This window comes from Parabacteroides sp. FAFU027 (assembly GCF_022808675.1).
In the GTDB taxonomy this organism is placed as follows: Bacteria; Bacteroidota; Bacteroidia; order Bacteroidales; family UBA7332; genus CAXXIC01.
The window spans coordinates 261,550-284,089 of the sequence record NZ_JAKZKV010000003.1 but is presented as its reverse complement, the minus strand read 5'-3'; the positions used below and the strand labels follow the sequence as shown (position 1 = coordinate 284,089).

Here is a 22,540-nt window from a genome sequence, read left to right as displayed (position 1 = left end):
AATGTTTATTATTGACCTAAAATAATCAGCTTTTTAGCTTGTGTTGTTTCTTGTGTTTGATTGGTATAAATCGTAGCCCGGTAAATATATATGCCCGGTCTCACGGTTTGACCATTTGACTGTTTGAGATCCCAGGTGATCGGAGTCGGTAAAAACATATCCGATAGTCCTGTTTCTGAGTGCGCCCAAACTTCAATACCGGAAAGATTATAAACGCTCATCTTAACAGATATATTTGTATTTGGTCTGTCATGTTTCAAATAGAAGCTGACTCCTCCGTCTGAGATTTTGATTGGATTCTTAGTCGGGTATAAGTCAAACAAACGAGGTGCGGCTCCTGCCTTTACAATACATTCGATTGTATCACTGGTCGAATTGTTTTGGATATCCCAGGCTTTAAATACCAAGGTGTGCTTTCCTTCACTTAACGTAGGTATATTGTAGTATAATTTCCCCGATTTTGAATCTCCCGGAGTTGTGGAGAAATACCCATTGATATTATAGCTCAGTGATGGCTGATTATCTACAATCAAAGTCATGTCGTGACCAATACCAGTTCCAGATACATTAATGCCACTTTCGTCTGTTAAGTCAGCAATCAGAACCGGCTTTTCATTTACAATGTCACCAGTCTTAAAGTCTGAATTGTTGAGGTAGATCTCGGATATTTTAGGCCCAATTGTATCAATAGTAGCATTGGGATTAGTTCCGTTTAACAGGAAATTCTCATAATATCCCTGAGCCTCATTCCCATTTGTATTGGCAGCATAAAGATTTATTCGACCTGATTTCCCGGAATAGCTCATGTCCTTGGGAATTGTAAATCTGAATGTAAACAACCCATTCTTCACAGAGTCTTTTCCTGCAAACAGAATCTTTGTCCTATCCATATATTTAAACGTCTCTGCAAAGCCATTATTGTTTAGACAGGTGACAGAATCCTGGCTGTCAAATACAGTCGGGATCACAATACCGTTAAATGAAGAATCAAAAGCTCCATCCGTCTGAAGTACGCGGCCTGTTACCTTCACCTCACTCAAAGCACTCAAGGTTTGTTGTTCGCTGGCCGGTTTATCATTAATGGCGGTAATCTCCATTTTGCTTTCTGGATAAGAGAGCTTTAATGCCGGGTCCCCCAGTAGCGTAAAGTTCAGTTTATTTTGATCTCCGTTCAGTGATGATTTTGTGGTTTTCATTATATCCCCGAGTCGTAAACGCGAACCATCGCTGTTTTTTGAAAACAAAAGTTTGTTCACTGCAGAGTTGAGTGAGAAGTTGGGGCCGGAATAAACAACACGGGTAGTTGTGATTAATCCGATTCCTCCCCCCTGGCTATTCAGGAAGACTTCCTCTCCGGCGGTGGTGTTGAAATCGTCGAACCGGCTAAAGTCGCAGGTTGCTGTTACCCACAGAGGGAGTTTCTTCATAGTAAGTCCGATAATCTCACTTTTGGTAATAATCTGTTCGGTTGCCCATCCATTAACACCACCATGCCCGGTATAGTTCAAAACCATTAAACCCGAATTAAGTAGCGAGAAAAGTTGCTTTTTTGCATTTGGATATGAGCTCCCGGTAGATGTAAATTCTTTTTTGTAAGAGTCCAGGAATATTTTGTTGACAATAATCGATTTATTCGAATCCTCAAGGTATTGTGTCAGATAATTGGCATTTTTCATGTGTTCATTGTTGTCATCATCATCTCCGACAAAACAAACGTTATTTTTCCAAGCCCCTTCCACATTGTTGTTGACATAGTTCAATATTTTGTTAACCACATCAGTTGCTTCATCTGCCGTTCTTACAGGAAATCGGCCGATACCCAGATCCATTTTTTCATAGGCTATGTTAGCTCCTTCGTTGTCATCGAGGAACCCGAAATAATCGTCACAAACATAAGAGTCTGTTTCTACTAAAGATTTTACGGATTGATAAGTAAGCAGTTTGTTGGCCGGAGTTGCTGTTTTCCATTCGGTGCCAAGCAATCTGTTATCATACGTACCATCCCCAAAAAGCAGTAAATATTTCGGCTTGTCGGTATCAGAGGTAGCCCGGTCGTAAAACATTTTCAGAAACCAACGGTATGCTGAAGCATCTGGCGTTCCTGATGAGAATTCGTTGTAAATCTGTTCCGGCTGAGCAATAGTAACTCTGAAGTTATCTTTATCCCGGTGCATTTGAGCAATTTTTTCTGCCTGATTGAGGAAGTCGGGATGGCAAATGATAACCATATCGGTCTGAGTAAGAGCATGGAGATTTTGGTTTGTAACTGTACCAACTAATTCCGGTTTAGGGAAAGTGGCATTTACATCAACAGCTACAAACTCGCGAATAGTATCAGCCGGTGATTTAGCCGTAAAGCTCAGTTGTGTTCCTTCAAGTGAGCTCAATACTTGTTTGATCTTTCCGGTTGTAACATCCCAGATTTGCACATTCGCATTTGCTCCTGCAAGCGTGTATTTAGCGATCTTTCCTTTAGATGCAATGACTCGGAAAGGGGTATAGGTATCATACAGCTTCAGGTTGCGTTCCATATTGAGACGAATGTAATTTAGTTTACAATTCGAGTCTCCGCTTTTTCCATAATCAACTTTACAGCTGTAGGAGCTGTTGTCAGCTGATGTGTTGCTATAGCTGCCTGTGGCATAGACTTCTTTAGCCCTGATATAATGTTCATCAGCACCAGTTGCCGGACCAGGCATAGTCGTGTTGATTACGACTGTATTATTGATGCTCAACTTCAGAGTTGTAGAGGCTGCAGCTTTGGATACAAAGTCAATATTCGCAGAAATGGGTGTTATCGTTGTAACGCCACTGATTGTAAACGGAAATGTTTGAGACGTAGTTGCACTAAAGTCCTCTCCGTAGAATTCGCGGCCGGTTGCACCGATATTGGTTAAATCAACTTCATGCAAAGCGTAATCGTTGAATGTCGTATAAGTTGCATCTGGTGTGTCGCTTAACGAAGCTACAGATTGAATGGTGGAAGGTGTTCCCTGACTGTCGGTCAGGAAATAATAGGCATAAGACGAATAAGGATTAATGGTGTGGGTAAATCCAGATCCTGAGTTCGTCCATGAAATAACTCCCTGTGCCCAAAAGAGAATAAAGTCAGTGCCTTTATAGACAGGTACTTCAGGTAAGTCACCTGTCGTTTTTGTGTCTGCTTTCGGATAGTTGAACTGCTCTTTGAGCATAGCTCCGCCAAAACCATAAACACGAACTTTGGTCGGATCGCTAAACCCCATGGAACGTAGGTCCGAATAAGTCAGCTTGTACACTCCGGAGTTGGTCAATTTGATTTTTGCCCATTTCCCGGAGGCCAGCAATGAATTATCGGCATAAGTGTAGTTTCCGGCAAACAGGCTTGAGGTCACACTCGTAATGGCCAGCAATATTATTATGAGAAAATTTCGAATTGACATATGCTTGTTATTTAACTTGAAAGTCCAGCAATTTTTTGTCGCCTATATACCCTTGAAGGTGGTCATTGATATTTACCGGGCCAACTCCGCTGGGCGTTCCTGTAAAAATCAGGTCTCCGATTTTCAACGTGAAAAAGTGACTGACATAGGCAATTATTTCATCAATCTTAAAAATCATGTCAGCACTATTTCCTCTTTGAACGGTATCGTTATTGATGTCCAGATGGAATTCCATATTATTTCTTGATTCATCCGGAATCGGAATAAATTCACCAATTACCGCAGAGGAGTCAAAAGCTTTGCTAATTTCCCACGGGGCGCCATTTTCTTTTAGCTTTTGCTGAAGGTCCCGTGCAGTAAAATCAATGCCCACGGTCACTTCATTGTAGTAACGGTGAGCAAAGCGTGGTGCGATATTTTTTCCTAACCGGTTAATTTTGATAACCAACTCAGCTTCGTATTCAATTCTTTCGGAGAAGTCAGGAATAAAAAAAGGTTTTCCGTCTTTCAGGAGAGCCGAATCAGGCTTCATAAAAATGGTTGGTTCCTTGGGTATAAACGACCGATTCATCTCTTTATTGTGGTCGTGGTAGTTCCAGCCTACTGCTATAATTTTCATAAAACGTCCTGATTCAATCTTTTAAACATTACGGCAAGGTGAGCAAACAGTGAAGTGTCCTGTAATACAATTTCATCAGGTACTTTCACTCTGAATGGCGTAAAATTCCAGATAGCCCGGATTCCGGACGCTACCATTCGGTCAGCTACCTCCTGGGCTTTTTCAGCCGGAACGGTCAGGATTCCGATTTGCACATTCATCGTTTTTCTCAAAGCCTCGCAATCTTCGGGTGCGTATATCCCGATTCCATTTATTTTAGTACCGATAAGTTCCGGTCGGATATCAAAACCGGCTACCATTTCCAATCCATATTTTTCAAGACCTGAGTCATGCATTAGTGCAGTTCCCAGGCTACCAACGCCGAATATAAATGCTTTATGATGGGAGTTAAAACCCAGGAAAGCTTCCAGTACATCTATTAGTTCAGCTACATCATATCCCACTCGCGTTTTGCCTGCAATCTCCACGAATGATAAATCTTTGGCTACCTGAGAGGCGTCAATTCCAATCGCATTAGCAATTTGCGTTGAAGAGACTGCTACTGTGGTTTTATTGTGTAAAATCTTAAGGTAAGCTAAATACCAAGGCAAACGTCTTAAGGTGGGTTCCGGTATTTTCTGCATCGTATCTGTTTTTCCTCTGATTATTAAAGTTTTGTGTTTGAATTACATGCAAATATACTATTTTTTAAAGCAGGTGATTTCAGGCGTCCCATAAATTAATCAAAAAAGAAGACTGGTAAGCCTTAATTGTCATTAGTGAAATTGCATTCGAAAGGGTATATCTATCGTTTTGTCAGAGAGAATATGCTCACTTCTTTTTTTATTGAAAACAATATGGGTTTATCTTGCTTTCGAAGCCGTCCTGTGCTGTTGGTTTTGATTATCAGGTAGATATGTTTGGGGTTATTTAAAATGGTTCCTAAGCTAAGGATGTTTTATTGTTTGGCGGATTAGGAGATTAAATATCTTGAATATTTTTACGATGTTCATAAAAAAACTATTTCCTGAAATTTTTCCCCGAAATAATTTTGCAATACTCGAATTAAGTTTGATATTTGCCATCGTTTTCTAAACAATAGCGGAAAACAATATTGAAGTAGAATTCTCACCGCAGTTATGCGGATTCAGATAAAGATACATACTATCTCTTAATGTTTAAACTGGAGGAATAACGTGTTCCCACTCGGGATCACGGGAAAACTTCCGAAAAAGCCGAGACGTTGTGAAACGTAGTAGGCTTTTTTTGTTTGTGGAAATTAGAACCCGCTATAAACGCAAAAAGACGAATCGAAAGTTCGTCTTTTTGCGTTTATAGCGGGTTGTTTAAAGTTAATGGAAGGCCAGTATACTGCCGCCAATAGCAAAAATAATAGCAATCACATATATAGCCAACATAATGATGGACATGATTCCTACAAATTTGAAATGGGATTTCAGATTCTCAAATGCACTTTCCAGTTCTTCGTTCCTGGATTGCTCCAGCGCTATCTTAAGTTTATCCGAAAAGTTATTCAGATAAATTACCGGCATGGCATAAAGACCAGCAAATGCCAGATAGAGGATGGCGATAAAGATAGAGCCCCCTCCGAATCCGTTTCCAAACATTGGGAAAATTGATGATGCAGTCCCCATAAAAATGGCCAGAAGAACCATAAAGCCAATGCCTATAAAGCCCAAAATGGCAAAGAACTTTGTCCACTTCCGGATTTCATCGAGGAAGCTGATTGTTTGGCTTGAAAGGGTTAAAACTGTTTGCGTTGTCTCTTCGGTGTTTTCTTGTTGATAGTTTTCCATTATGTTTAAATTTAAGGTTGTTGGCAATATTATGAAAAATATTTGGAGTGGAGAACGATAACGACCAAAATCCTTGAAAAAAATTGTTCTAAGAAAAAGAGCAGAAGCTGTCTTCGACTTAAGTTTATCCTCATTATATTTGTCTGAAATAAAATTTTTGAGCTATGAAGAAAAATGACTGGAAAGACCGGTTGAATGTTGTTTATTCGACCAATCCCGATTTTAAATACGAAACCGAAGAGAACGAAGATACAGAGACTTTACCCAAAGAAAAGCAACAATTGCGGGTCTGTTTTGACAAGAAAAACCGTGGAGGTAAAGTGGTGACACTGGTAACCGGTTTTGTGGGAACAGAGGATGACCTGAAAGAATTAGGTAAACTGCTGAAGTCAAAGTGTGGAGTAGGTGGTTCAGCCAAAGATGGCGAGATTCTGGTACAGGGCGATTTTCGACAAAAGGTGCTTGAAATTCTTCAAAAAGAAGGTTATGTAAAAGCCAGAATTATTTAATCGCCTATATCAATTTTCAAGAAAAATATCATGCTCACAGTATATCGCGCTTCTGCCGGTTCGGGTAAAACCCACCAGCTCACCGAAGAATATCTCAAATTACTTTTTACCGGAAATGGCGCTTACCGCCACATTCTTGCCGTGACTTTTACCAATAAGGCTACGGACGAGATGAAGAAACGTATTATTCAGGAGCTTGATATTCTTTCTCAAGGTAGTAAGTCTGATTATCTGGAAACGTTGATGCGTGAGTTTGAACTTTCGGAAGAGGCGGTTTATCAGCGGGCAAACCGCATTTTGCTCAGTATTTTGCATGATTATTCCTCTTTCAATATCAGTACGATTGACCGTTTCTTCCAACAGACGATGCGTGCTTTTGCCCGTGAAATCGGATTGCAGGGAGGGTATAATGTCGAACTCGATACCAATCGCATCCTGACCGAAGCGGTGGATAAGATGATATTTTCCCTGGAAGACCCCGCCAATAAAGAGATACTGAGTTGGTTGCTTCGTTTTTCGGAGGAGAAAATTGAAAATGGAAAATCGTGGAACTTCAAGAAAGAGGTCATCGAACTGGGAACCGAGCTTTTCAAAGAAAAATATAAACAACTCAGCGGTGTAATTCGCGAAAAGTTGCAGGACAAAGGCGAATTGAGGAAGTACATTCAGCAATTGAGCCAGTTGGTCGCTAAGTTTGAAGCAACGGCAAAGAATCTGGGTAACGGAGGATTGGCGGTTATTGACCGGAATGGCTTTACGGCAGATGATTTCTCCGGTGGTGCACGTTCTCCATTACGTTTCTTTTCCACGCTGGCTAAAGGTGAAATCAAACAACCGACTGCGGCTTTCCAGAAACTGGCCGATGATATTGACCAATGGAAAGCAGCCGGTAAATCGAAGCAATACGATGCAGCGATTAAAGCCTCTTTTCTCAATGGCCTGAATGATTGCATCAAGCAAGTTATGGCTCATTTTGAAGAGTATCCGTTATACAATTCAGCATTGATTATCCGCAAGCATATTTACACGCTTGGGATTCTCAATGATATTGATAATAAAATCAAGGAGTTGGCTGCCGAAGATAACCTGATGTTGCTGGCAGATACAACTCATCTGCTCAATCGTATCATAGACGATACAGATACGCCTTTTATTTATGAAAAAATTGGGGTTAAGATTGACCACTACATGATTGACGAGTTTCAGGATACCTCGGTCATGCAGTGGCAGAATTTTTCTCCGTTGATTCACGAAAGTCTGGCTCAGCAGGACTTTTCGTCCGAAAAGCTTTCCAATCTCATTGTGGGTGATGTCAAGCAAAGTATTTATCGCTGGAGAAGTTCCGACTGGAAGTTGCTTGACCAACAGCTTGGACGTGAGTTTAGCGGACAAATGCACGATAAGGTGCTCGGTACCAACTGGCGGAGTTGTCCGGCTATCGTCGGCTTCAATAATGCGTTTTTTACTGTTGCCTCGAGGGCTTTACAGTTGAAATTTAATGATGAGGTTCCTGATAGCCTAAAGAGTGATAAACGACTTGTTCCTTATCTAACCAAAATCTGTGAGGCATACAAAGACGTTTATCAACAGGTTCCCGATAAGAAGAAAGAGCAGGTCGGTCATGTCCGCTTTAACTTTATTGATACATCAGAAATCAAAGAGTGGAAAGATGAGGCAATAGCCCAACTGCCTAAAGTGATCGAGGAGTGGCAGGACAAAGGCTATTCGTTGCGCGATATGGCCGTACTCGTCCGTACCAAAGATGAAGGGAGCCGGGTGGCAGAGCGTCTGCTCCAATACAAGCAGGAACAATCCAATCCGAAATACCGTTTCGATGTCATATCAGATGAAGCCTTGTATGTGAAAAACGCTCCGATTGTCAAACTTATACTGGCTATCCTGAATTACCTGCGCAAGCCAACAGATGAGAATCTGAAACGCATGGCATTGATGGAATATGCCATCTGGATGAATCCGGGAATAGATGCCGCCGATGACTTTTTTAAAAATAACGGAGGTGAGGCTGATTTTCCACAGGAGGTTAAAGTTGAACTGAAAGAGGTCGTAGGATTGCCATTATACGAAATGTGTGAGCGCTTGGTGGCCTTGTTTATGCAATCGGGAAATGATTCGGATAATGTCTTTTTGCAGGCCTTTCAGGATATGGTGCTTGACTTCAGCGGACGAAAATCGGCTGACCTGATTGCCTTTCTCGATTGGTGGCAGGAGAGTGGAGTGAAGAAGACTATCTCTACGCCCGATTCTCAGGATGCTATTCGTATCATGACCATTCACAAATCAAAAGGATTGGGTTTTAAAGCGGTTTTGATTCCATTCTGTGACTGGGAAATTGACCAAAAGCCTAACAATATATTGTGGTGCGAGCCAAAAGTAGCTCCGTTTGATGAAATTCCGTTATTGCCAATTCCATATAATAAATCGCTTGCCGATTCCATTTTTGCCTTTGAATATTTTGAAGAGAAAATCCATTCCTATATTGATAACCTGAATGTCGCCTATGTCGCCTTTACCCGGGCTAAAGAGGAGATGGTCGCTTTTTGTCCCAAATCGGAAAAAGCGGAGACCAAGCGATTGGGCGGTGTGCTCCATTTCTGTATAAATCACTCTTCTGAATACATGATGGAAGATGATTCGGAACGGGAGTTTATTTCCCTCAATTCAAATTATTCGGAAGAGCAATTGGCTTATGAGGATGGTGTGGGATGGAAGCCCCAAATCAAGACGGAAACAAAGTCCGGTGAGCAGAAAATGGCCAACTATCGCTCCGTGAATCCGGATGGGAGGTTGCAGCTACGTTTGAGAAACCGGGATTTCTTTGCCGGAACGGAAGAGCGTCGTTATGGTAATCTGATGCACGATATCCTGAGCCGCATTGTGGTGATAGATGATGTGGAGGATGCAGTGCAGGAACTTGTGTTTGCCGGAGAGATTACAACAGAAAAGGGAGCTGAGATTACAGCGCATCTATATGACCTACTGGATAATCCGGAAATTGCACCCTGGTTTTCACCGGAAGCAGCGGTGAAAAATGAAGTGCAAATCTTACAGCCCGATGGGGCTTTTTACCGACCTGACCGCGTAGTTATTAATGGTAACCAGGTGATTGTGGTTGATTTTAAATTCGGAACGCGAAAAGATAAAAAATACCACAAGCAGGTGTCGCGTTACATGTCTTTAATCAGCCAGATGAAATACGAAAGCGTAAAAGGATATCTCTGGTTTGTGGAGTTGGGAGAGGTCGAAGAGGTGTGAAATAACAAATCCAAAGCCTGTGGACTTTGGATTTGTTATATCTGAAAAGGAATTAGCCGTGGTAAAATTCTTCATTTCGATGCCACTTCAGTGCGCCTGAAGGGCAGGCTTCTACCTGTTTGATGATTTCGGCGGTAGTGGCTCCTTGTGGATTTATCCAGGGTGAATTCCCATTATTGAAAACGGATGGAAGGCCGTTCAGACACATTCCGGAGTGAACGCAGAGGCTGGGTTGCCAGACAACGGTAATTTCTCCGTTTGAGTAATACTTTTTCATGTTCATGGTTTGAGATTTTGGGATTAACAACTGTGCATATCTGTTACTACAACAAAACAAACGATGAAAAAGTAGGAAGGAAAATCAACTTTTTTTGATGGGATAGACTAAAAACAGCATTTTTAGTGAACAAAAAAGCCGGTTGTGATTCACAACCGGCTTTTGCATATATAATTCAGGAATGAATTATTTTACTTTAGCGTAGCCATATACTGCGCGAGCGCCCAATTCTTCTTCGATGCGAAGCAATTGGTTGTATTTAGCCATACGGTCAGAACGGCTCAAAGAACCGGTTTTGATTTGACCAGAGTTTGTAGCTACAGCGATGTCTGCGATAGTAGCATCTTCAGTTTCACCTGAACGGTGAGAAGTTACTGAAGTGTAACCAGCACGGTGAGCCATTTCGATAGCGTCCAAAGTTTCAGTCAAAGTACCGATTTGGTTAACTTTGATCAGGATTGAGTTAGCAGCGCCAAGCTCGATACCTTTTTTCAGGTACTCAACGTTAGTTACGAACAAGTCGTCACCAACCAATTGACATTTGTCACCCAATTTCTGAGTCAATGCAACCCATCCGTCCCAGTCGTTTTCGCACATACCGTCTTCGATAGAGTCGATAGGGAATTTTTCAACCAAAGAAGCAAGGAATTCTACTTGCTCTGCAGAAGTACGTTTTGCACCTTCAGCGCCTTCGAATTTAGCGTAGTTGTAGATACCGTCTTTGTAGAACTCAGAAGAAGCACAGTCAAGAGCGATAGATACATCACCGCCATCTTCTTTACGACCTGGTTTGTAACCAGCGTTTTTGATGGCCAGGATGATGCTGTTCAATGCATCTTCAGTACCGTCCAATGCAGGAGCGAAACCACCTTCGTCACCTACAGCAGTGCTCAGGTTACGGTCGTGAAGTACTTTTTTCAATGAGTGGAATACCTCAGCACCCATACGAAGACCTTCACGGAATGATTTAGCACCTACAGGGCGAATCATGAATTCCTGGAATGCGATAGGAGCGTCAGAGTGAGAACCACCGTTGATGATGTTCATCATAGGAACCGGAAGAACTACAGTGTTAGTTCCGCCGATGTAACGGTACAATGGGATATCGAGGTAGTTAGCAGCCGCTTTAGCAACAGCCAAAGAAACACCTAACAATGCGTTAGCACCTAAGTTAGATTTAGTTTTAGTACCGTCAAGATCGAGCAATTTAGCGTCGATGTCAGTTTGTTGCAATGCGCTCATACCAGCCAATGCAGGTGCGATTACAGTGTTGATGTTTTCAACAGCTTTCAAAACACCTTTACCCAGGTAACGTTTTTTGTCACCGTCACGAAGCTCAAGAGCTTCGTTTTCACCTGTAGAAGCACCAGAAGGTACACCTGCACGGCCAACGATACCTGATTCCAAAATTACATCAACCTCTACGGTTGGGTTACCGCGAGAGTCCAAAATTTCACGTCCAACGATTTTTGCGATTTTCATAATTGTATAATTGATTAATGAAATAAAAACCAAGCGTTTTGAGGGCAAAAACGGATGCCCGGAATGAATCTAATACCCTGAAAAATCAATATGAAACAAATTTGAAAAGAGTGTTTACAAATTGCTCTTGATTTTCACATTTCAAAGATAGACATTATTCTTTTTTGCGTCCAATTCATTTATAGTACGAGGCTGTAGTTTAATGGATTTTAACCTCGGATTTGGCTAAATGCAATGTCTGAGTAGCAATTTTCAATACTTGTATTTGTTCACTCCCGTACCATCCTGCAAAAGCCCGTTAAGGTTGCATGGGGTTCAATAGAGATGGTTGCCATTTGTACATCCCCGTTGATTTGAGCCGATTCGGTGAGGATTAAGAGTTTCTTAACGAGAGCATTGCCATTCAGTGTTCCCGAGATTTCCGCATTTTCACAAATTATATCTCCGGTCACCACACCTTTGGGACCGATAATGATTTTATTCCCGGAGGTGACATTTCCCGTGATTTCCCCGTCAATCCGGATATCCGTTGAGGTGATCAGGTCACCTGTGATCTTTGTGTCCTGGGCGATGGTATTGTGGGAGCTGCCGGTGGAAATATTCTCTTTTGACATGACAAAACAAGTGGCTAAAGCGGTTATATTTTGTGATTTGCGTAAATTTGCAGGCAAAAATACGAATATTTTGTTGATTGACTGAGTTTTGTCTCTGTAAGAAGCTGTAAACTGACGTTTTAGGTAACTACGAAGTAAAATGAAAGCCTCGGTTCGTAAATGCTTTTCAAATTAAATCCCGAAAAAATTCCCGATGAAAACATCCATTCAAATAGATAATATCCGCTTTTATGCCTATCACGGGGTGATGGAGCAGGAGCAGATTGTCGGCAACCATTTTACCGTTTCGATACTGCTCGAAGCTGATGTGGTGAAAGCGACCGCGACGGATGAGCTGGACGAAACCATTTCTTATGCAGATGTGTGTGATGTTGTGAAAGAAGAAATGGAAATTCCTTCGAAATTGCTGGAGCATGTTGCCGGTAGGATTTACCGCAGGTTGCGTTCTACGTTTCCTAAAATAACGGCTTTGGAGGTAAAAGTCTATAAACTGAATCCTCCCGGATGTGGTGAAGCGGAACGTGCCGGAGTGATTCTACGCGATTAATCATTTTCATACCGTTCAACGCAGCTATTACAAGGTATTTTAAGAGTAATTCTGCGTTAATTTTCCCCAAAAGAAGTAGCTTTGCAGCCTAATTCAGTATAGCAAAGCTTAATGACACAACAGACAAAATATATTCTGCTTTCGTTATTCCTCCTTCTTTTACTTTCCACACAAGCACAGAAAGCAATCGGACCTTTGTCGCAGAAGCCGGAGCAGTCCGCTGCACCGAAGACGGCAACGGATTCGGTTGCGTTGCCAAAAGCCGATTCAGCCAAAACCGTAAACCTCAAAGATTCCCTCAAAGCCAAAAAATCGAAGAAGGCTCTCGATGCCACTGTTCAGTATCAGGCGACTGACTCTGTCGTGTTTATGGGAACCAATTATGCCAAAATGTACGGTGATAGTAAGGTAAACTATAAAGAGATTGAGCTGAAAGCCGACTATATCCAGATGAACATGGATAGCAGCATTGTCTATGCCCAGGGACGGAAGGATACCGCCGGAAAAATGGTCGGAGAGCCTATTTTTAAGGAAAAAAGCAACGAGTACAACTCGAAGACGATGCGCTATAACTTCAAGACGAAGAAAGGGTATATTACCAGTGTCGTTACTCAGCAGGGTGAAGGTTACGTTGTGGGGGGCAAAACCAAAAAGACAGAAGGTGATGATCTTTTCATGACCGACTGTAAATACACCACCTGTGACGAACATGACCATCCGCACTTCTATTTCCAGTTAACAAAAGCGAAAGTACGTCCAAAGAGGAATGTGGTGACCGGTCCGGCTTATCTTGTTCTTGAAGATGTACCGCTGCCGTTGGCTATTCCGTTTGGATTTTTCCCCTTTACAGAAAAATATTCGTCAGGAATTTTGATGCCATCTTATGGTGAGGAGCTTACCCGTGGATTCTACCTGAAAGATGGTGGATATTATTTTGCCATAAATGATTACGCTGATATGGCGGTCAGAGGGGAAATTTATACCAAAGGCTCCTGGGGGCTGAGTTCAACCTCGACTTACACGAAAAAATACAAATTCAGCGGGAACTTTAATGCTTCCTACCGGATGACTGTGACTGGTGAGAAGGGGCAATCGGACTATAACAAATCGAAAGACTTCAGCCTGACCTGGTCTCATTCGCAGGATGCAAAGGCCAATCCCAATATGACCTTTTCGGCCAGTGTGAACTTTGCGACATCGAGTTATGCCCGTCATGACCTTTCCAGCTACTACAATGCCCAGGCATTTACCCAAAACAATAAAAGTTCGAGTGTGAACCTTTCCTGGCGTAATCCGCGCTTTCCATTGACGTTCAATACTTCGATGAATATCAACCAGCGTTCGAGCGACTCGTCCATCTCTGTTTCGTTACCCAACCTGTCGATAGCCACCAGCAACCGCATTTATCCTTTTAAAAGAAAGGAGATGATAGGCAAAGAGCGCTGGTACGAAAAGATCGGCTTGACCTATTCCGGACAATTGGCCAATAGCATTGACACCAAGGAGGATAAATTGTTCAATTCCAACCTGATTAAAGACTGGCGAAACGGGATGCAACACTCCATTCCGGTTTCAGCGACCTTCAACCTGCTGAAATATATCAACGTGACCCCGTCATTCAACTACCGGGAAAGCTGGTTTACCAACCGGATCATGAGGTCATGGGATGAGATGAATAATAAAGAGCTGCAAGATACCATCTGGGGATTCAACCGGATGTACAATTACAGTACTAGTGTAAGTGCTTCGACTAAACTCTATGGATTCTATACACCGATGCCGTTTCTGTTTGGCCGGAAAATTCAGGTGATCCGCCATGTTTTTACACCTAGTCTTTCGTTTAATTACTCACCGGATTTCCAAAACAACCGTAGCTTCTGGACCAGTTATTATAATTCGCAGACAAAGGCTAATGTCTATTATTCTCCTTATCAGGGAGGGTTGTATTATTCGGCACCCGGAACAACGAACGGATCGGTTTCATTTAACATGACCAATAATCTGGAGATGAAAGTCCGTTCAAACCGTGACTCCAGCGGCGTAAAAAAGATCAGTCTGATTGATAACTTTACCACCGGTATCAGCTATAACCTGGCTGCTGACTCCATGAACTGGAGCGATGTCAATGCCAGCATCCGGATGAAACTGACCAAAGGTTTTTCACTGAATCTGAGTGGCGCTTTTGATACCTATACTTATAAATTGGACAAAAACGGCAATCCGGTAAAAGTCAATGTAACCCGTTGGGAAAAATACCATTCTTTTGGGTTAGGTCGCCTGATGAGTACCGGAACCTCATTTTCCTATACCTTAAATAACGAGACTTTCAATAAACTTTTCGGTGGAAAAGAGGAGGGTAAAGACAAAGATGGGAAAAAAGATAAGAAACCGGAGACTCAGCCTGACCAGAATCCTGAGTCTGATAATCTGGCCGGAGACCGAGACCCCAATAAGAAAAAAGAGGAGAAACCTACTGCCTCCTTCGATAAAGACGGATATATGTTGTGGAGCGTGCCCTGGAGTTTATCTTTTAACTACTCCATGCGCTACGGATATAGTACCTTCAATAAGGAAAAACTAGAGTATAATCACAAAATCACCCATAACCTCGGCTTTTCCGGAAACATTACACTTACTCCCGGTTGGGTCTTTAATATGTCGAGCAGTTACGACTTTGATACGCATAAGATTTCCTATACCAATATCAACTTCTCCCGCGACTTACACTGTTGGCAAGCGACTGCCGGGGTAGTTCCCTTTGGCGCTTACCGGAGTTTCAATGTTACCATCAGCGTGAAATCGTCCCTGCTGAAAGATGTAAAATACGATAAACGAGGAAACTCGTACGACGCAATTCCTTGGTATTAATTCGTTTTTAAATAGAATAAAACCGGTAGATTTTATCCAAACAGAATGGAAAAATCTACCGGTTTTGTTTTGTCTTCAAGGATGGGCACTTCCACCAATTTCGCTTCCGGGTAATATTTACCTAACTGTTCCCGAAAAACAGATATCGTATCATCGGTTATTACCGGATTGGAAGCTCCGAAGTGGTTAAATACCATTCCAACCACATTTATCCCACGGTGTTTGCAGGCATCCAGCGAAAGCAGGGTGTGATTGATGCTGCCCAGTTTACCGCTGGTCACCAGAATCACCGGATAATTGCAATCTTTCAGGTAATCAATCAGCAATACCTCTTCATTCAGTGGCACCATCAGGCCACCGACACCTTCCACCAATACACATTCGTAACGGTTAGACAGTTCGGTTGTCGCAGCTTTCAGTTTGGCGGGATCGATTCTTGTCTGTTCCAGTTTTGCTGCCAGATGAGGAGAACAGGGTAGAGGAAAAACATACGGGCAAGTCAATCCTTCCTGGTCTTCAGGATATGTTTCTACGCCCATCATTTTTCGGTGAACCTGGATATCTTCCGATTGATTGATACATCCGGTCTGTGAAAGTTTTTGGGTGATAATGTTTATCCCTTTATCGTGTAAATATTTTGCTATTGCACCGGTGATAATGGTTTTACCGGCGTCGGTATCAATGCCGGTGATGAAGTAGGTTTTGTTTATGGAGTTAAAAGGAGTCATAAGTAGTTATTGGAGTTATATGAAGTTAGAGTGATTTTCGACAAACAAAATAATAGACCTGCCAGGTTAATATCACCTTTCCATTTTCAGAAAAAAATAGTCGGTAATTATGATTAAAATCGTGCAGTTTCTTTTTATTCCAGGCAAATGAACTATCTGTCGCCGTCACTCCAGTCTGTTGCAAATGCCTCAGTACCTCACCCGGCGAATCGAAATGCCGGATATGTGTCTCTTCAAATGCTTCCCTGATCTCAAAGGAATCACCAAGCATTTTCTGTAATTGCGACATGTCCGGATAAGGAAGTCCGGATCCAATCAGCGAACGGATTTCCTGAAAATTGGAAGGACCATAGGTATTGAAAATAAAGAAGCCTCCCGGCAACAATGCTTCATTTACCTTCTTGAAAAATCGGGGTAGATCAGTCATCCATTGAATGGCGGAAGCGGACATGATACAGTCAACTTCTGAAGGAAATGTTATCTGTTCGGCATCACCGGGTATAAATCGTAATGCTGTTTGTTCTTTTATCTGATCGGATAAGTCGGTATAATGCAGAGCCAACTCATCCACCAGATCATTCAGCCATAGGTCTTTTACTGTAACCTGTTTTACCAGTTCACGTGTCAGGAATCCCGTTCCGCAACCGATCTCCAGCAATGAATCGCACGAAGCAGGCAAATATTCACCGGCCTTTAGAGCGAGAGTCCCGGCAATAAGCTTCTGCACATCAGCTTGCTGTTCGTAAGTTTGCAGGCTTTTGGCAAAGCGGGATTTTATGAGTTGTTTGTTCATTTGTTTTTTTGATATTTGGCACACAGATGACACGGACTTAGACGGATTTTCACGGATTAGGAAAAATCCGTGAAAATCCGTGTTGCAAAGCGTCCGTGTCATCCGTGTGCTATATAATCACCATCCAATCCTTCATTTCAAAGAACGGATAATGCGGCATCTCCATTTCCACGATTTCAGTACGACTTTTCCAGTAACGCAATTGATTCTCCACAGGAAAAATCGCATCGTTTTTTCCGATAATCGCTTTATTCCATTTCAATTTACTGGTTGTATTTGCATGAAAATCAAAAGCCAGAATGGCAGCCAATTCCTCTTTTTGCTCATCCAAATCACGCTTAGGAGCTATAGCTGAGAACTCTTTCATCGCAGCTGCACTTCCTACCATCCGGCGTTGAAATTTCTGCATCGTTTGCGGATTGAGGTTGTCGTATGTTCCCTGAAAGATGGCACGGGGAATTCCCGTTTCATCATGTGCGGTCGTTGACGTTCCATTGATGGCAATGGCTCTGGTTATTGGTGAATTGCTATCTACGAGAACCTGCTCTGCCGCCCATACCCCGGTGGACCAACCCACCAGAATTACTTCATCGTACAATTGCCATTTCTCCAAATCATTCGTTTCCAACGAACGGTAATCAAAGCAGGTGCAGACATCCGCATCGTGTGACTCAATGTGAGTAGTCGGATTTCCATCCATCGCCCAACCGCTGAAAAAGAGGATCAGCTTGCGCTGACCGTTTATTTGCCAATGTGTTTGCATAATATTTCCGAGAATTGATGGATTTGCTCGTTAGAGATTGCGGCAGTCAGGGAAATGCGCAAGCGCTCTGTTCCTGCGGGAACGGTTGGCGGGCGAATGGGCAGCACAAAGAAGCCCTGTTTGCACAGATATTTTGAGAGTTGAAGCGTTTTGCTCATATCCCGAATGATGATGGGTACAATGTTACTCTCTCCGGCAGTTTCCAATCCGCAAGCGAGAATCGTTTCCCGCAATGCGTTTGATATTTCGGATAAATGAGCCCGTTCGTTTTTCATCGCAGTAAGTCGCTGCATCACGAAGTTCGTCCACTTTACCGACCAGGGCGGCAAGCCCGTGGTAAAAATCAACGTCCGCATCGTGTTCACCAGATACTCTTTGAGAATCTGATTGCAGGCTACGAAAGCTCCCTGCGAAGCAATCGCTTTGCCGAAAGTGCCCACCAGTAAATCGATTTTACCCAACAGGCCAAACTCTTCAATGCATCCTAATCCGGTTTCACCGCGAACGCCCAGCGCGTGGGCTTCATCAACATACAACAAAGCATTGTAACGTTCCTTGATTTCTACTAACCGCTGCAAGTCTGCCAAATCTCCGTCCATGCTGAAAATGGATTCGGTGACGATGAAAACGTGTTCGTATTCATTCCGTTCCTTCACCAGAATCTTTTCCAGACGTTCCAGATCATTGTGAGGAAAACGGATGCATTTAGCTGCCGACAAGCGTATCCCGTCGATAATGCTGGCGTGCACCAGTTTGTCGGCAAGGATCAGGTCTTTGCTTCCGGCCAAAGCAGGCAGGATCCCCATATTGGCGTGGTAGCCGCTGTTGAAAACCAACGCTGCTTCGGTTTTATAAAGCGTAGCGAGCGTTTCTTCCAGTTCCTGATAGGCGGAGTGGTTGCCGGTCAGCAAGCGCGATGAACAGGCGCTACCGGGAAAGAATCCGTTTTCGGTTTGTGCTTCCGTTTGCAGGAATTCTTGCCAGAGTGTTTGGTCGGCTCCCAACCCGAGATAATCGTTGGAGGAGAGATTGACCATATCGTTTCCCTGAAATCCGATGCGTTCAGCGTGCAACGTAATGTCGCGCAATTGGCGCAGGTTACCCGATTGGCGTAGGGATTCCAGGTGTTGTTTGTATTTTTCCATAATCATATTGTTGGCACACGGATAACACGGATTTAGACGGATGACCACGGATTTTTTCTTATCCGTGAATATCCGTGTTGCGTAGCATCCGTGTCATCCGTGTTCCATTCTTATTGTATTCAATAACCCATTGGTTAATTTCGACAATTCATCATCCAAAATAATATACGGCGGCATGATATACACCAGTTTGCCAAACGGACGCACCCAGATGCCCTGATCAACAAACGCGGCCTGCATACGGGCCATGTTCACCGGTTCTTTCATTTCGATCACACCGATCGCACCCAGTACACGTACATCGGCTACATTTTCAAATGCCATTGCAGGAGCCAGCTCTAGTTGCATTTGCGCTTCGATGCGACCGATATTCGCTTGCCAATTGCTGTTTATCAGCAGATCAAAGGAGGCATTCGCCGCAGCACAAGCCAATGGATTTCCCATAAAGGTAGGACCGTGCATAAAGACTCCCGCTTCGCCCCGTGAGATGGTCAATGCCACCTCTTTGCTTGCCAGCGTGGCGGCAAAACTCATGTAGCCTCCCGTAATGGCTTTCCCGATGGTCATGATATCGGGCTGCACATTCGCATGGTGACAGGCAAAGAGTTTTCCGGTTCGGCCAAAGCCGGTCGCGATTTCATCAAAGATCAACAGGATATCCAGCTCTTTGCATAACCTGGAAAGTTCCACCAGATATTGCGGATGGTAGAAACGCATCCCTCCGGCTCCCTGTACAATCGGTTCGAGGATAACAGCAGCGATTTCCCCGCGATGTTTTTGCAATAAAGCGTGCATCGGCTGGAAATCTTCCGGATTCCATTCCCCACCGAATTTACAAGTAGGGGCTGGAGCAAAGTAGTGTACCGGCAATGACGTACCAAACAATCCGTGCATCCCCGTTACCGGATCGCACACTGACATCGCATTCCACGTATCACCGTGATAACCGGAACGAATGGTCGCGAACTTGCATTTTTCTTTTTTGCCCAGGGCATGCTGGTACTGGATCGCCATCTTCATGGCCACCTCCACCGATACCGAACCCGAATCGCTGTAAAAGATATGTTTCAGGTTGTGCGGAACGATGGACAAGAGCTTTTCAGCCAGTGATATGGCCGGTTCGTGCGTCAATCCGCCAAACATGATGTGTGACATCCGTTTCAACTGCCCTTCGATGGCGCAGTTCATCACCGGATGATTGTATCCGTGGATACAAGCCCACCACGATGACATGCCATCTATGAGGCGGCGACCGTCTTCCAGTTCGATATATACCCCATTCGCAGAGCGGACAGGATAAACAGGTAACGGATCAATCATTGACGTGTAGGGATGCCAGATATGCTTCCGGTCGAGTGCGAGCCGTTGCTGTAGTTCAGTTTCAACGATTGACATCAAATCCTGCGGTTTTAAAATCTTCGATATCTTGTTTCATTCCTTTGCTGCCGATGGTGGTCAGCAGGTCGCCGATCAATGCCGCATTGATCCCGGCTTTTAACGCTTTGTTCTGGATATGAACAATCAGGTTACGTCCTCCGGCAAAGCGGATCAGCGCTTTCGGATTCACGAATCGGAACACGGCAATGGTGGTCAGAATCTCTTCGTCAGTAAGTGGGGACTGGTTTTCGAGTTTGGTACCTTCTATGGGATTGAGGATGTTGAGCGGAATGGATTCTACCTCCAGCTCTTGTAGGGTGAGCGCCATCTCTACCCGTTGCGCCATCGTTTCACCCATACCGATGATACCGCCGGAGCAGATCCCCATGCCGAGGTCGCGGGCAATCCGGATGGTTTCGATTTTTTCTTCAGAGGTGTGGGTAGAGCAAAGTTCGGAGAAGAAGGACGGAGCCGTTTCGATATTACAGTGGTAGTTTTTGACACCGGTATCGAGCAGTTTTTGCATCTTTTCCCGATCGAGTAGCCCCATGGAAGCGCAAAGTTCGAGCTTCGGAGTCTCTTTCTTCAGATCAGAGTAAATCTTGCAAAGTTTGTCGAGATGATGATGGGAAATAGCGCGGCCGCTGGTGACGAGGGAGAATTTGTGGGCGCCTGCCGCTTCGTTGTGTTTGGCCTGTTGGAAAGCCTCTTGCGGGTTGACCAGGTCGTAAACCTGAATGTTGGTCTGGTGGTGAGCCGACTGCGAGCACCATTTGCAGTCTTCGGAGCATTTGCCTGATTTGGCGTTGAGGATGGTGCACAGGTCCATTTTATTTCCGCAGAAATGTTCGCGGATGCGGTTGGCCGCCGCGTAAAGTGCTTCATTTTCGGCATGCAGAGCCAGCCAAAGAGCTTCCTCTTCGGTGAGTCGTTCGCCGCATAGCACTTTCTCTTCGAGTTGAGAAACTGTTAGCATTTGTTTTTTGATTGATTTGGTTTTTGGTAGGAATCCGGAGGACACGGAGGCCGTGCATTCCGACATAATCACCTCATAATGACGGGACACGAAGATGGCATACCCCTTTCTCGACCAGCGTCGGAAATGGAGTCGTTTTCTTTTGTTGAATTGTGTCTGTTTGAACATGTTGAGGTATTTTTGCGGGGCAAAGATAGGAATAATATGCACACGGTTGAAAATTCATGGCACACGGATGACGAGATAAGCACACGGATAACACGGATGCAAGCAACACGGATTTTCACGGATAAGAAAAAGGAATCCGTGGTTATCCGTCAAAATCCGTGTCATCCGTGTGCTATAAATTATTTCTTCTCCTCCAGCCCCTTGATATAATCAATAAAGTATAATTCAAACTTCTTTAGCTGATTCATCTCGAACTTTGGATTAGGCTTATACCATTTGAATTTTCGGAAGTAAGTATTCAGGGCTTCATCTTTAAAGATATACCCATGACGGGCATAGACTTCATTACGCATTAGACGTAATGTCGGTTTGGTATATTTGTATTCAAAAGAAAATTCGCCTCTCCCTTCCTTATACGGGTTTGTTGAAATGGTATCATTATAAGCATAATATTTCCAAAATGGAAGTAGTGAAACACTGTATTGCTCACCCCAATCGGGATAGTAGTTTTTAAAAGAATAAACTATACTGTCATTATAAACCTGACGAGTCATGCCCGGACTCAGTTTATGTGTTCCATAGCCGGTGGTATCAACAAAACTTTGCGAAACCAGGTCCGAAAAGTCAAAAGTAATTTTACCGTCACCGATGGTCTCATGCCAGGTTCTTCCGGTTCCGATCAGGTAGCTGATTAATAATGTTCCGTCAGCGCTTCCTCCCCAATTGGCAACATAAGTATTCCAGATTAACAATGTTTCATTCGGTTTGAAATTGGTATCCCAGCAGTACCATCTTTCATAATTGACCTCTGCTGTATCTAACTCTTCGGTAATTTTTTGTGACAATGGTCTTACCTCGGTCTTTTTATTATTAATTTGACATGTAAAATGTCGCAGACTCTCAGAATCCTCCCCAACACATTCAAAGTAATCAGGAAAGCCCATAAAAACATATTGCTTCTCTCTACTGTAATTCTTGAACCAAAACAGACAGGTAACGATACAACTATCCTTTAGCATTTTCACTTTGACATCTTCCTTTGCCATCCTGATATACTTGTTTCTCATGATAGGGAAGACGTTTCCTCCTTGTGAACCTAAGTTGGTATCATCTGCAAAGATCAAAGTAATCTGGATAGTCAGTGTAAAGAGCAAGATGATTTTTTTCATAGTTTGTGTGTGAT

General features: G+C 43.4%; 16 protein-coding genes and 1 pseudogene. 4 read left to right on the top strand and 13 right to left on the bottom strand.

Features of this window, described 5'->3' with window-relative positions:
- Window positions 1–8: 8 nt before the first annotated feature.
- The 4 genes from porU to MLE17_RS06470 form a co-directional block, all read right to left on the bottom strand.
- On the bottom strand, window positions 9–3,422 hold the full coding sequence (porU, locus tag MLE17_RS06485; protein ID WP_243347944.1) for a type IX secretion system sortase PorU: 3,414 nt from the start codon (window positions 3,420–3,422) through the stop codon (window positions 9–11).
- Between the two features lie 7 nt (window positions 3,423–3,429).
- Window positions 3,430–4,041 carry a fumarylacetoacetate hydrolase family protein gene (locus MLE17_RS06480; RefSeq protein ID WP_243347943.1) on the bottom strand — a complete coding sequence of 204 codons (612 nt, stop codon included), beginning with the start codon at window positions 4,039–4,041 and terminating at the stop codon, window positions 3,430–3,432.
- Window positions 4,038–4,664 (bottom strand): redox-sensing transcriptional repressor Rex, encoded by a 627-nt coding sequence (locus tag MLE17_RS06475; RefSeq protein ID WP_243347942.1) that lies wholly within the window; start codon window positions 4,662–4,664, stop codon window positions 4,038–4,040. The genes MLE17_RS06480 and MLE17_RS06475 overlap by 4 nt, the downstream gene beginning before the upstream one ends.
- A 708-nt stretch (window positions 4,665–5,372) precedes the next feature.
- Window positions 5,373–5,837, bottom strand: coding sequence for a DUF5362 family protein (locus MLE17_RS06470; RefSeq protein WP_243347941.1), 465 nt, complete (start codon window positions 5,835–5,837; stop codon window positions 5,373–5,375).
- Between the two features lie 164 nt (window positions 5,838–6,001).
- On the opposite strand from MLE17_RS06470, the gene MLE17_RS06465 reads away from it, so the two are divergent.
- Together MLE17_RS06465 and MLE17_RS06460 are read left to right on the top strand one after the other, a co-directional pair.
- Window positions 6,002–6,346 (top strand): translation initiation factor, encoded by a 345-nt coding sequence (locus MLE17_RS06465; RefSeq protein WP_243347940.1) that lies wholly within the window; start codon window positions 6,002–6,004, stop codon window positions 6,344–6,346.
- A 30-nt stretch (window positions 6,347–6,376) separates the two neighbouring features.
- Window positions 6,377–9,619, top strand: a complete 3,243-nt coding sequence (locus MLE17_RS06460) for a UvrD-helicase domain-containing protein (protein WP_243347939.1) — start codon at window positions 6,377–6,379, stop codon at window positions 9,617–9,619.
- A 52-nt stretch (window positions 9,620–9,671) separates the two neighbouring features.
- Here MLE17_RS06460 and MLE17_RS06455 read toward each other — a convergent pair whose 3' ends face one another.
- The 3 genes from MLE17_RS06455 to MLE17_RS06445 all read right to left on the bottom strand — a co-directional run bounded on the left by MLE17_RS06455 (window position 9,672) and on the right by MLE17_RS06445 (window position 11,992).
- Entirely contained in the window at window positions 9,672–9,902 is a 231-nt protein-coding gene (locus MLE17_RS06455; RefSeq protein ID WP_243347938.1) for a (4Fe-4S)-binding protein, read from the bottom strand.
- Window positions 9,903–10,082: 180 nt separating this feature from the next.
- Window positions 10,083–11,378, bottom strand: coding sequence for a phosphopyruvate hydratase (eno, locus tag MLE17_RS06450; RefSeq protein WP_243347937.1), 1,296 nt, complete (start codon window positions 11,376–11,378; stop codon window positions 10,083–10,085).
- A gap of 269 nt (window positions 11,379–11,647) precedes the next feature.
- Window positions 11,648–11,992, bottom strand: coding sequence for a polymer-forming cytoskeletal protein (locus tag MLE17_RS06445; RefSeq protein ID WP_243347936.1), 345 nt, complete (start codon window positions 11,990–11,992; stop codon window positions 11,648–11,650).
- 193 nt (window positions 11,993–12,185) lie between these two features.
- Here MLE17_RS06445 and folB point away from each other — a divergent pair, with 193 nt between their 5' ends.
- Window positions 12,186–12,539, top strand: a complete 354-nt coding sequence (folB, locus tag MLE17_RS06440) for a dihydroneopterin aldolase (protein WP_243347935.1) — start codon at window positions 12,186–12,188, stop codon at window positions 12,537–12,539.
- 111 nt (window positions 12,540–12,650) lie between these two features.
- On the top strand, window positions 12,651–15,407 hold the full coding sequence (locus tag MLE17_RS06435) for a putative LPS assembly protein LptD (RefSeq protein ID WP_243347934.1): 2,757 nt from the start codon (window positions 12,651–12,653) through the stop codon (window positions 15,405–15,407).
- 32 nt (window positions 15,408–15,439) lie between these two features.
- Here the strand turns inward: MLE17_RS06435 and bioD are convergent, their stop codons facing one another.
- From bioD to MLE17_RS06400, 6 genes and pseudogenes are all read right to left on the bottom strand, one after another.
- Window positions 15,440–16,135, bottom strand: coding sequence for a dethiobiotin synthase (bioD, locus tag MLE17_RS06430; RefSeq protein ID WP_243347933.1), 696 nt, complete (start codon window positions 16,133–16,135; stop codon window positions 15,440–15,442).
- A gap of 25 nt (window positions 16,136–16,160) precedes the next feature.
- Window positions 16,161–16,928, bottom strand: a complete 768-nt coding sequence (gene bioC, locus MLE17_RS06425) for a malonyl-ACP O-methyltransferase BioC (RefSeq protein ID WP_243347932.1) — start codon at window positions 16,926–16,928, stop codon at window positions 16,161–16,163.
- Between the two features lie 109 nt (window positions 16,929–17,037).
- A complete protein-coding gene (locus tag MLE17_RS06420) occupies window positions 17,038–17,691 on the bottom strand; it encodes a DUF452 family protein (RefSeq protein WP_243347931.1) in 654 nt (217 codons plus the stop codon).
- On the bottom strand, window positions 17,670–18,836 hold the full coding sequence (locus MLE17_RS06415) for an aminotransferase class I/II-fold pyridoxal phosphate-dependent enzyme (RefSeq protein WP_410795600.1): 1,167 nt from the start codon (window positions 18,834–18,836) through the stop codon (window positions 17,670–17,672). Before MLE17_RS06415 ends, MLE17_RS06420 begins: the two co-directional genes overlap by 22 nt.
- A 93-nt stretch (window positions 18,837–18,929) precedes the next feature.
- Window positions 18,930–21,189: pseudogene (gene bioA, locus MLE17_RS18920) on the bottom strand (adenosylmethionine--8-amino-7-oxononanoate transaminase).
- 347 nt (window positions 21,190–21,536) lie between these two features.
- Window positions 21,537–22,526 (bottom strand): YARHG domain-containing protein, encoded by a 990-nt coding sequence (locus MLE17_RS06400; RefSeq protein ID WP_243347927.1) that lies wholly within the window; start codon window positions 22,524–22,526, stop codon window positions 21,537–21,539.
- Window positions 22,527–22,540 lie beyond the last annotated feature (14 nt).

What these genes read in the sequence shown, in the direction of transcription:
- MLE17_RS06435 (WP_243347934.1), top strand. Translation starts at nt 12,651, where the DNA reads ATGACACAACAGACAAAATATATTCTGCTTTCGTTATTCCTCCTTCTT.
- MLE17_RS06420 (WP_243347931.1), bottom strand. Translation starts at nt 17,691, where the DNA reads ATGCAAACACATTGGCAAATAAACGGTCAGCGCAAGCTGATCCTCTTT.
- MLE17_RS06480 (WP_243347943.1), bottom strand. Translation starts at nt 4,041, where the DNA reads ATGAAAATTATAGCAGTAGGCTGGAACTACCACGACCACAATAAAGAG.
- MLE17_RS06470 (WP_243347941.1), bottom strand. Translation starts at nt 5,837, where the DNA reads ATGGAAAACTATCAACAAGAAAACACCGAAGAGACAACGCAAACAGTT.
- folB (WP_243347935.1), top strand. Translation starts at nt 12,186, where the DNA reads ATGAAAACATCCATTCAAATAGATAATATCCGCTTTTATGCCTATCAC.
- MLE17_RS06455 (WP_243347938.1), bottom strand. Translation starts at nt 9,902, where the DNA reads ATGAACATGAAAAAGTATTACTCAAACGGAGAAATTACCGTTGTCTGG.
- MLE17_RS06400 (WP_243347927.1), bottom strand. Translation starts at nt 22,526, where the DNA reads ATGAAAAAAATCATCTTGCTCTTTACACTGACTATCCAGATTACTTTG.
- MLE17_RS06465 (WP_243347940.1), top strand. Translation starts at nt 6,002, where the DNA reads ATGAAGAAAAATGACTGGAAAGACCGGTTGAATGTTGTTTATTCGACC.
- MLE17_RS06475 (WP_243347942.1), bottom strand. Translation starts at nt 4,664, where the DNA reads ATGCAGAAAATACCGGAACCCACCTTAAGACGTTTGCCTTGGTATTTA.
- MLE17_RS06445 (WP_243347936.1), bottom strand. Translation starts at nt 11,992, where the DNA reads ATGTCAAAAGAGAATATTTCCACCGGCAGCTCCCACAATACCATCGCC.
- eno (WP_243347937.1), bottom strand. Translation starts at nt 11,378, where the DNA reads ATGAAAATCGCAAAAATCGTTGGACGTGAAATTTTGGACTCTCGCGGT.
- bioD (WP_243347933.1), bottom strand. Translation starts at nt 16,135, where the DNA reads ATGACTCCTTTTAACTCCATAAACAAAACCTACTTCATCACCGGCATT.
- MLE17_RS06460 (WP_243347939.1), top strand. Translation starts at nt 6,377, where the DNA reads ATGCTCACAGTATATCGCGCTTCTGCCGGTTCGGGTAAAACCCACCAG.
- porU (WP_243347944.1), bottom strand. Translation starts at nt 3,422, where the DNA reads ATGTCAATTCGAAATTTTCTCATAATAATATTGCTGGCCATTACGAGT.
- bioC (WP_243347932.1), bottom strand. Translation starts at nt 16,928, where the DNA reads ATGAACAAACAACTCATAAAATCCCGCTTTGCCAAAAGCCTGCAAACT.
- MLE17_RS06415 (WP_410795600.1), bottom strand. Translation starts at nt 18,836, where the DNA reads ATGGAAAAATACAAACAACACCTGGAATCCCTACGCCAATCGGGTAAC.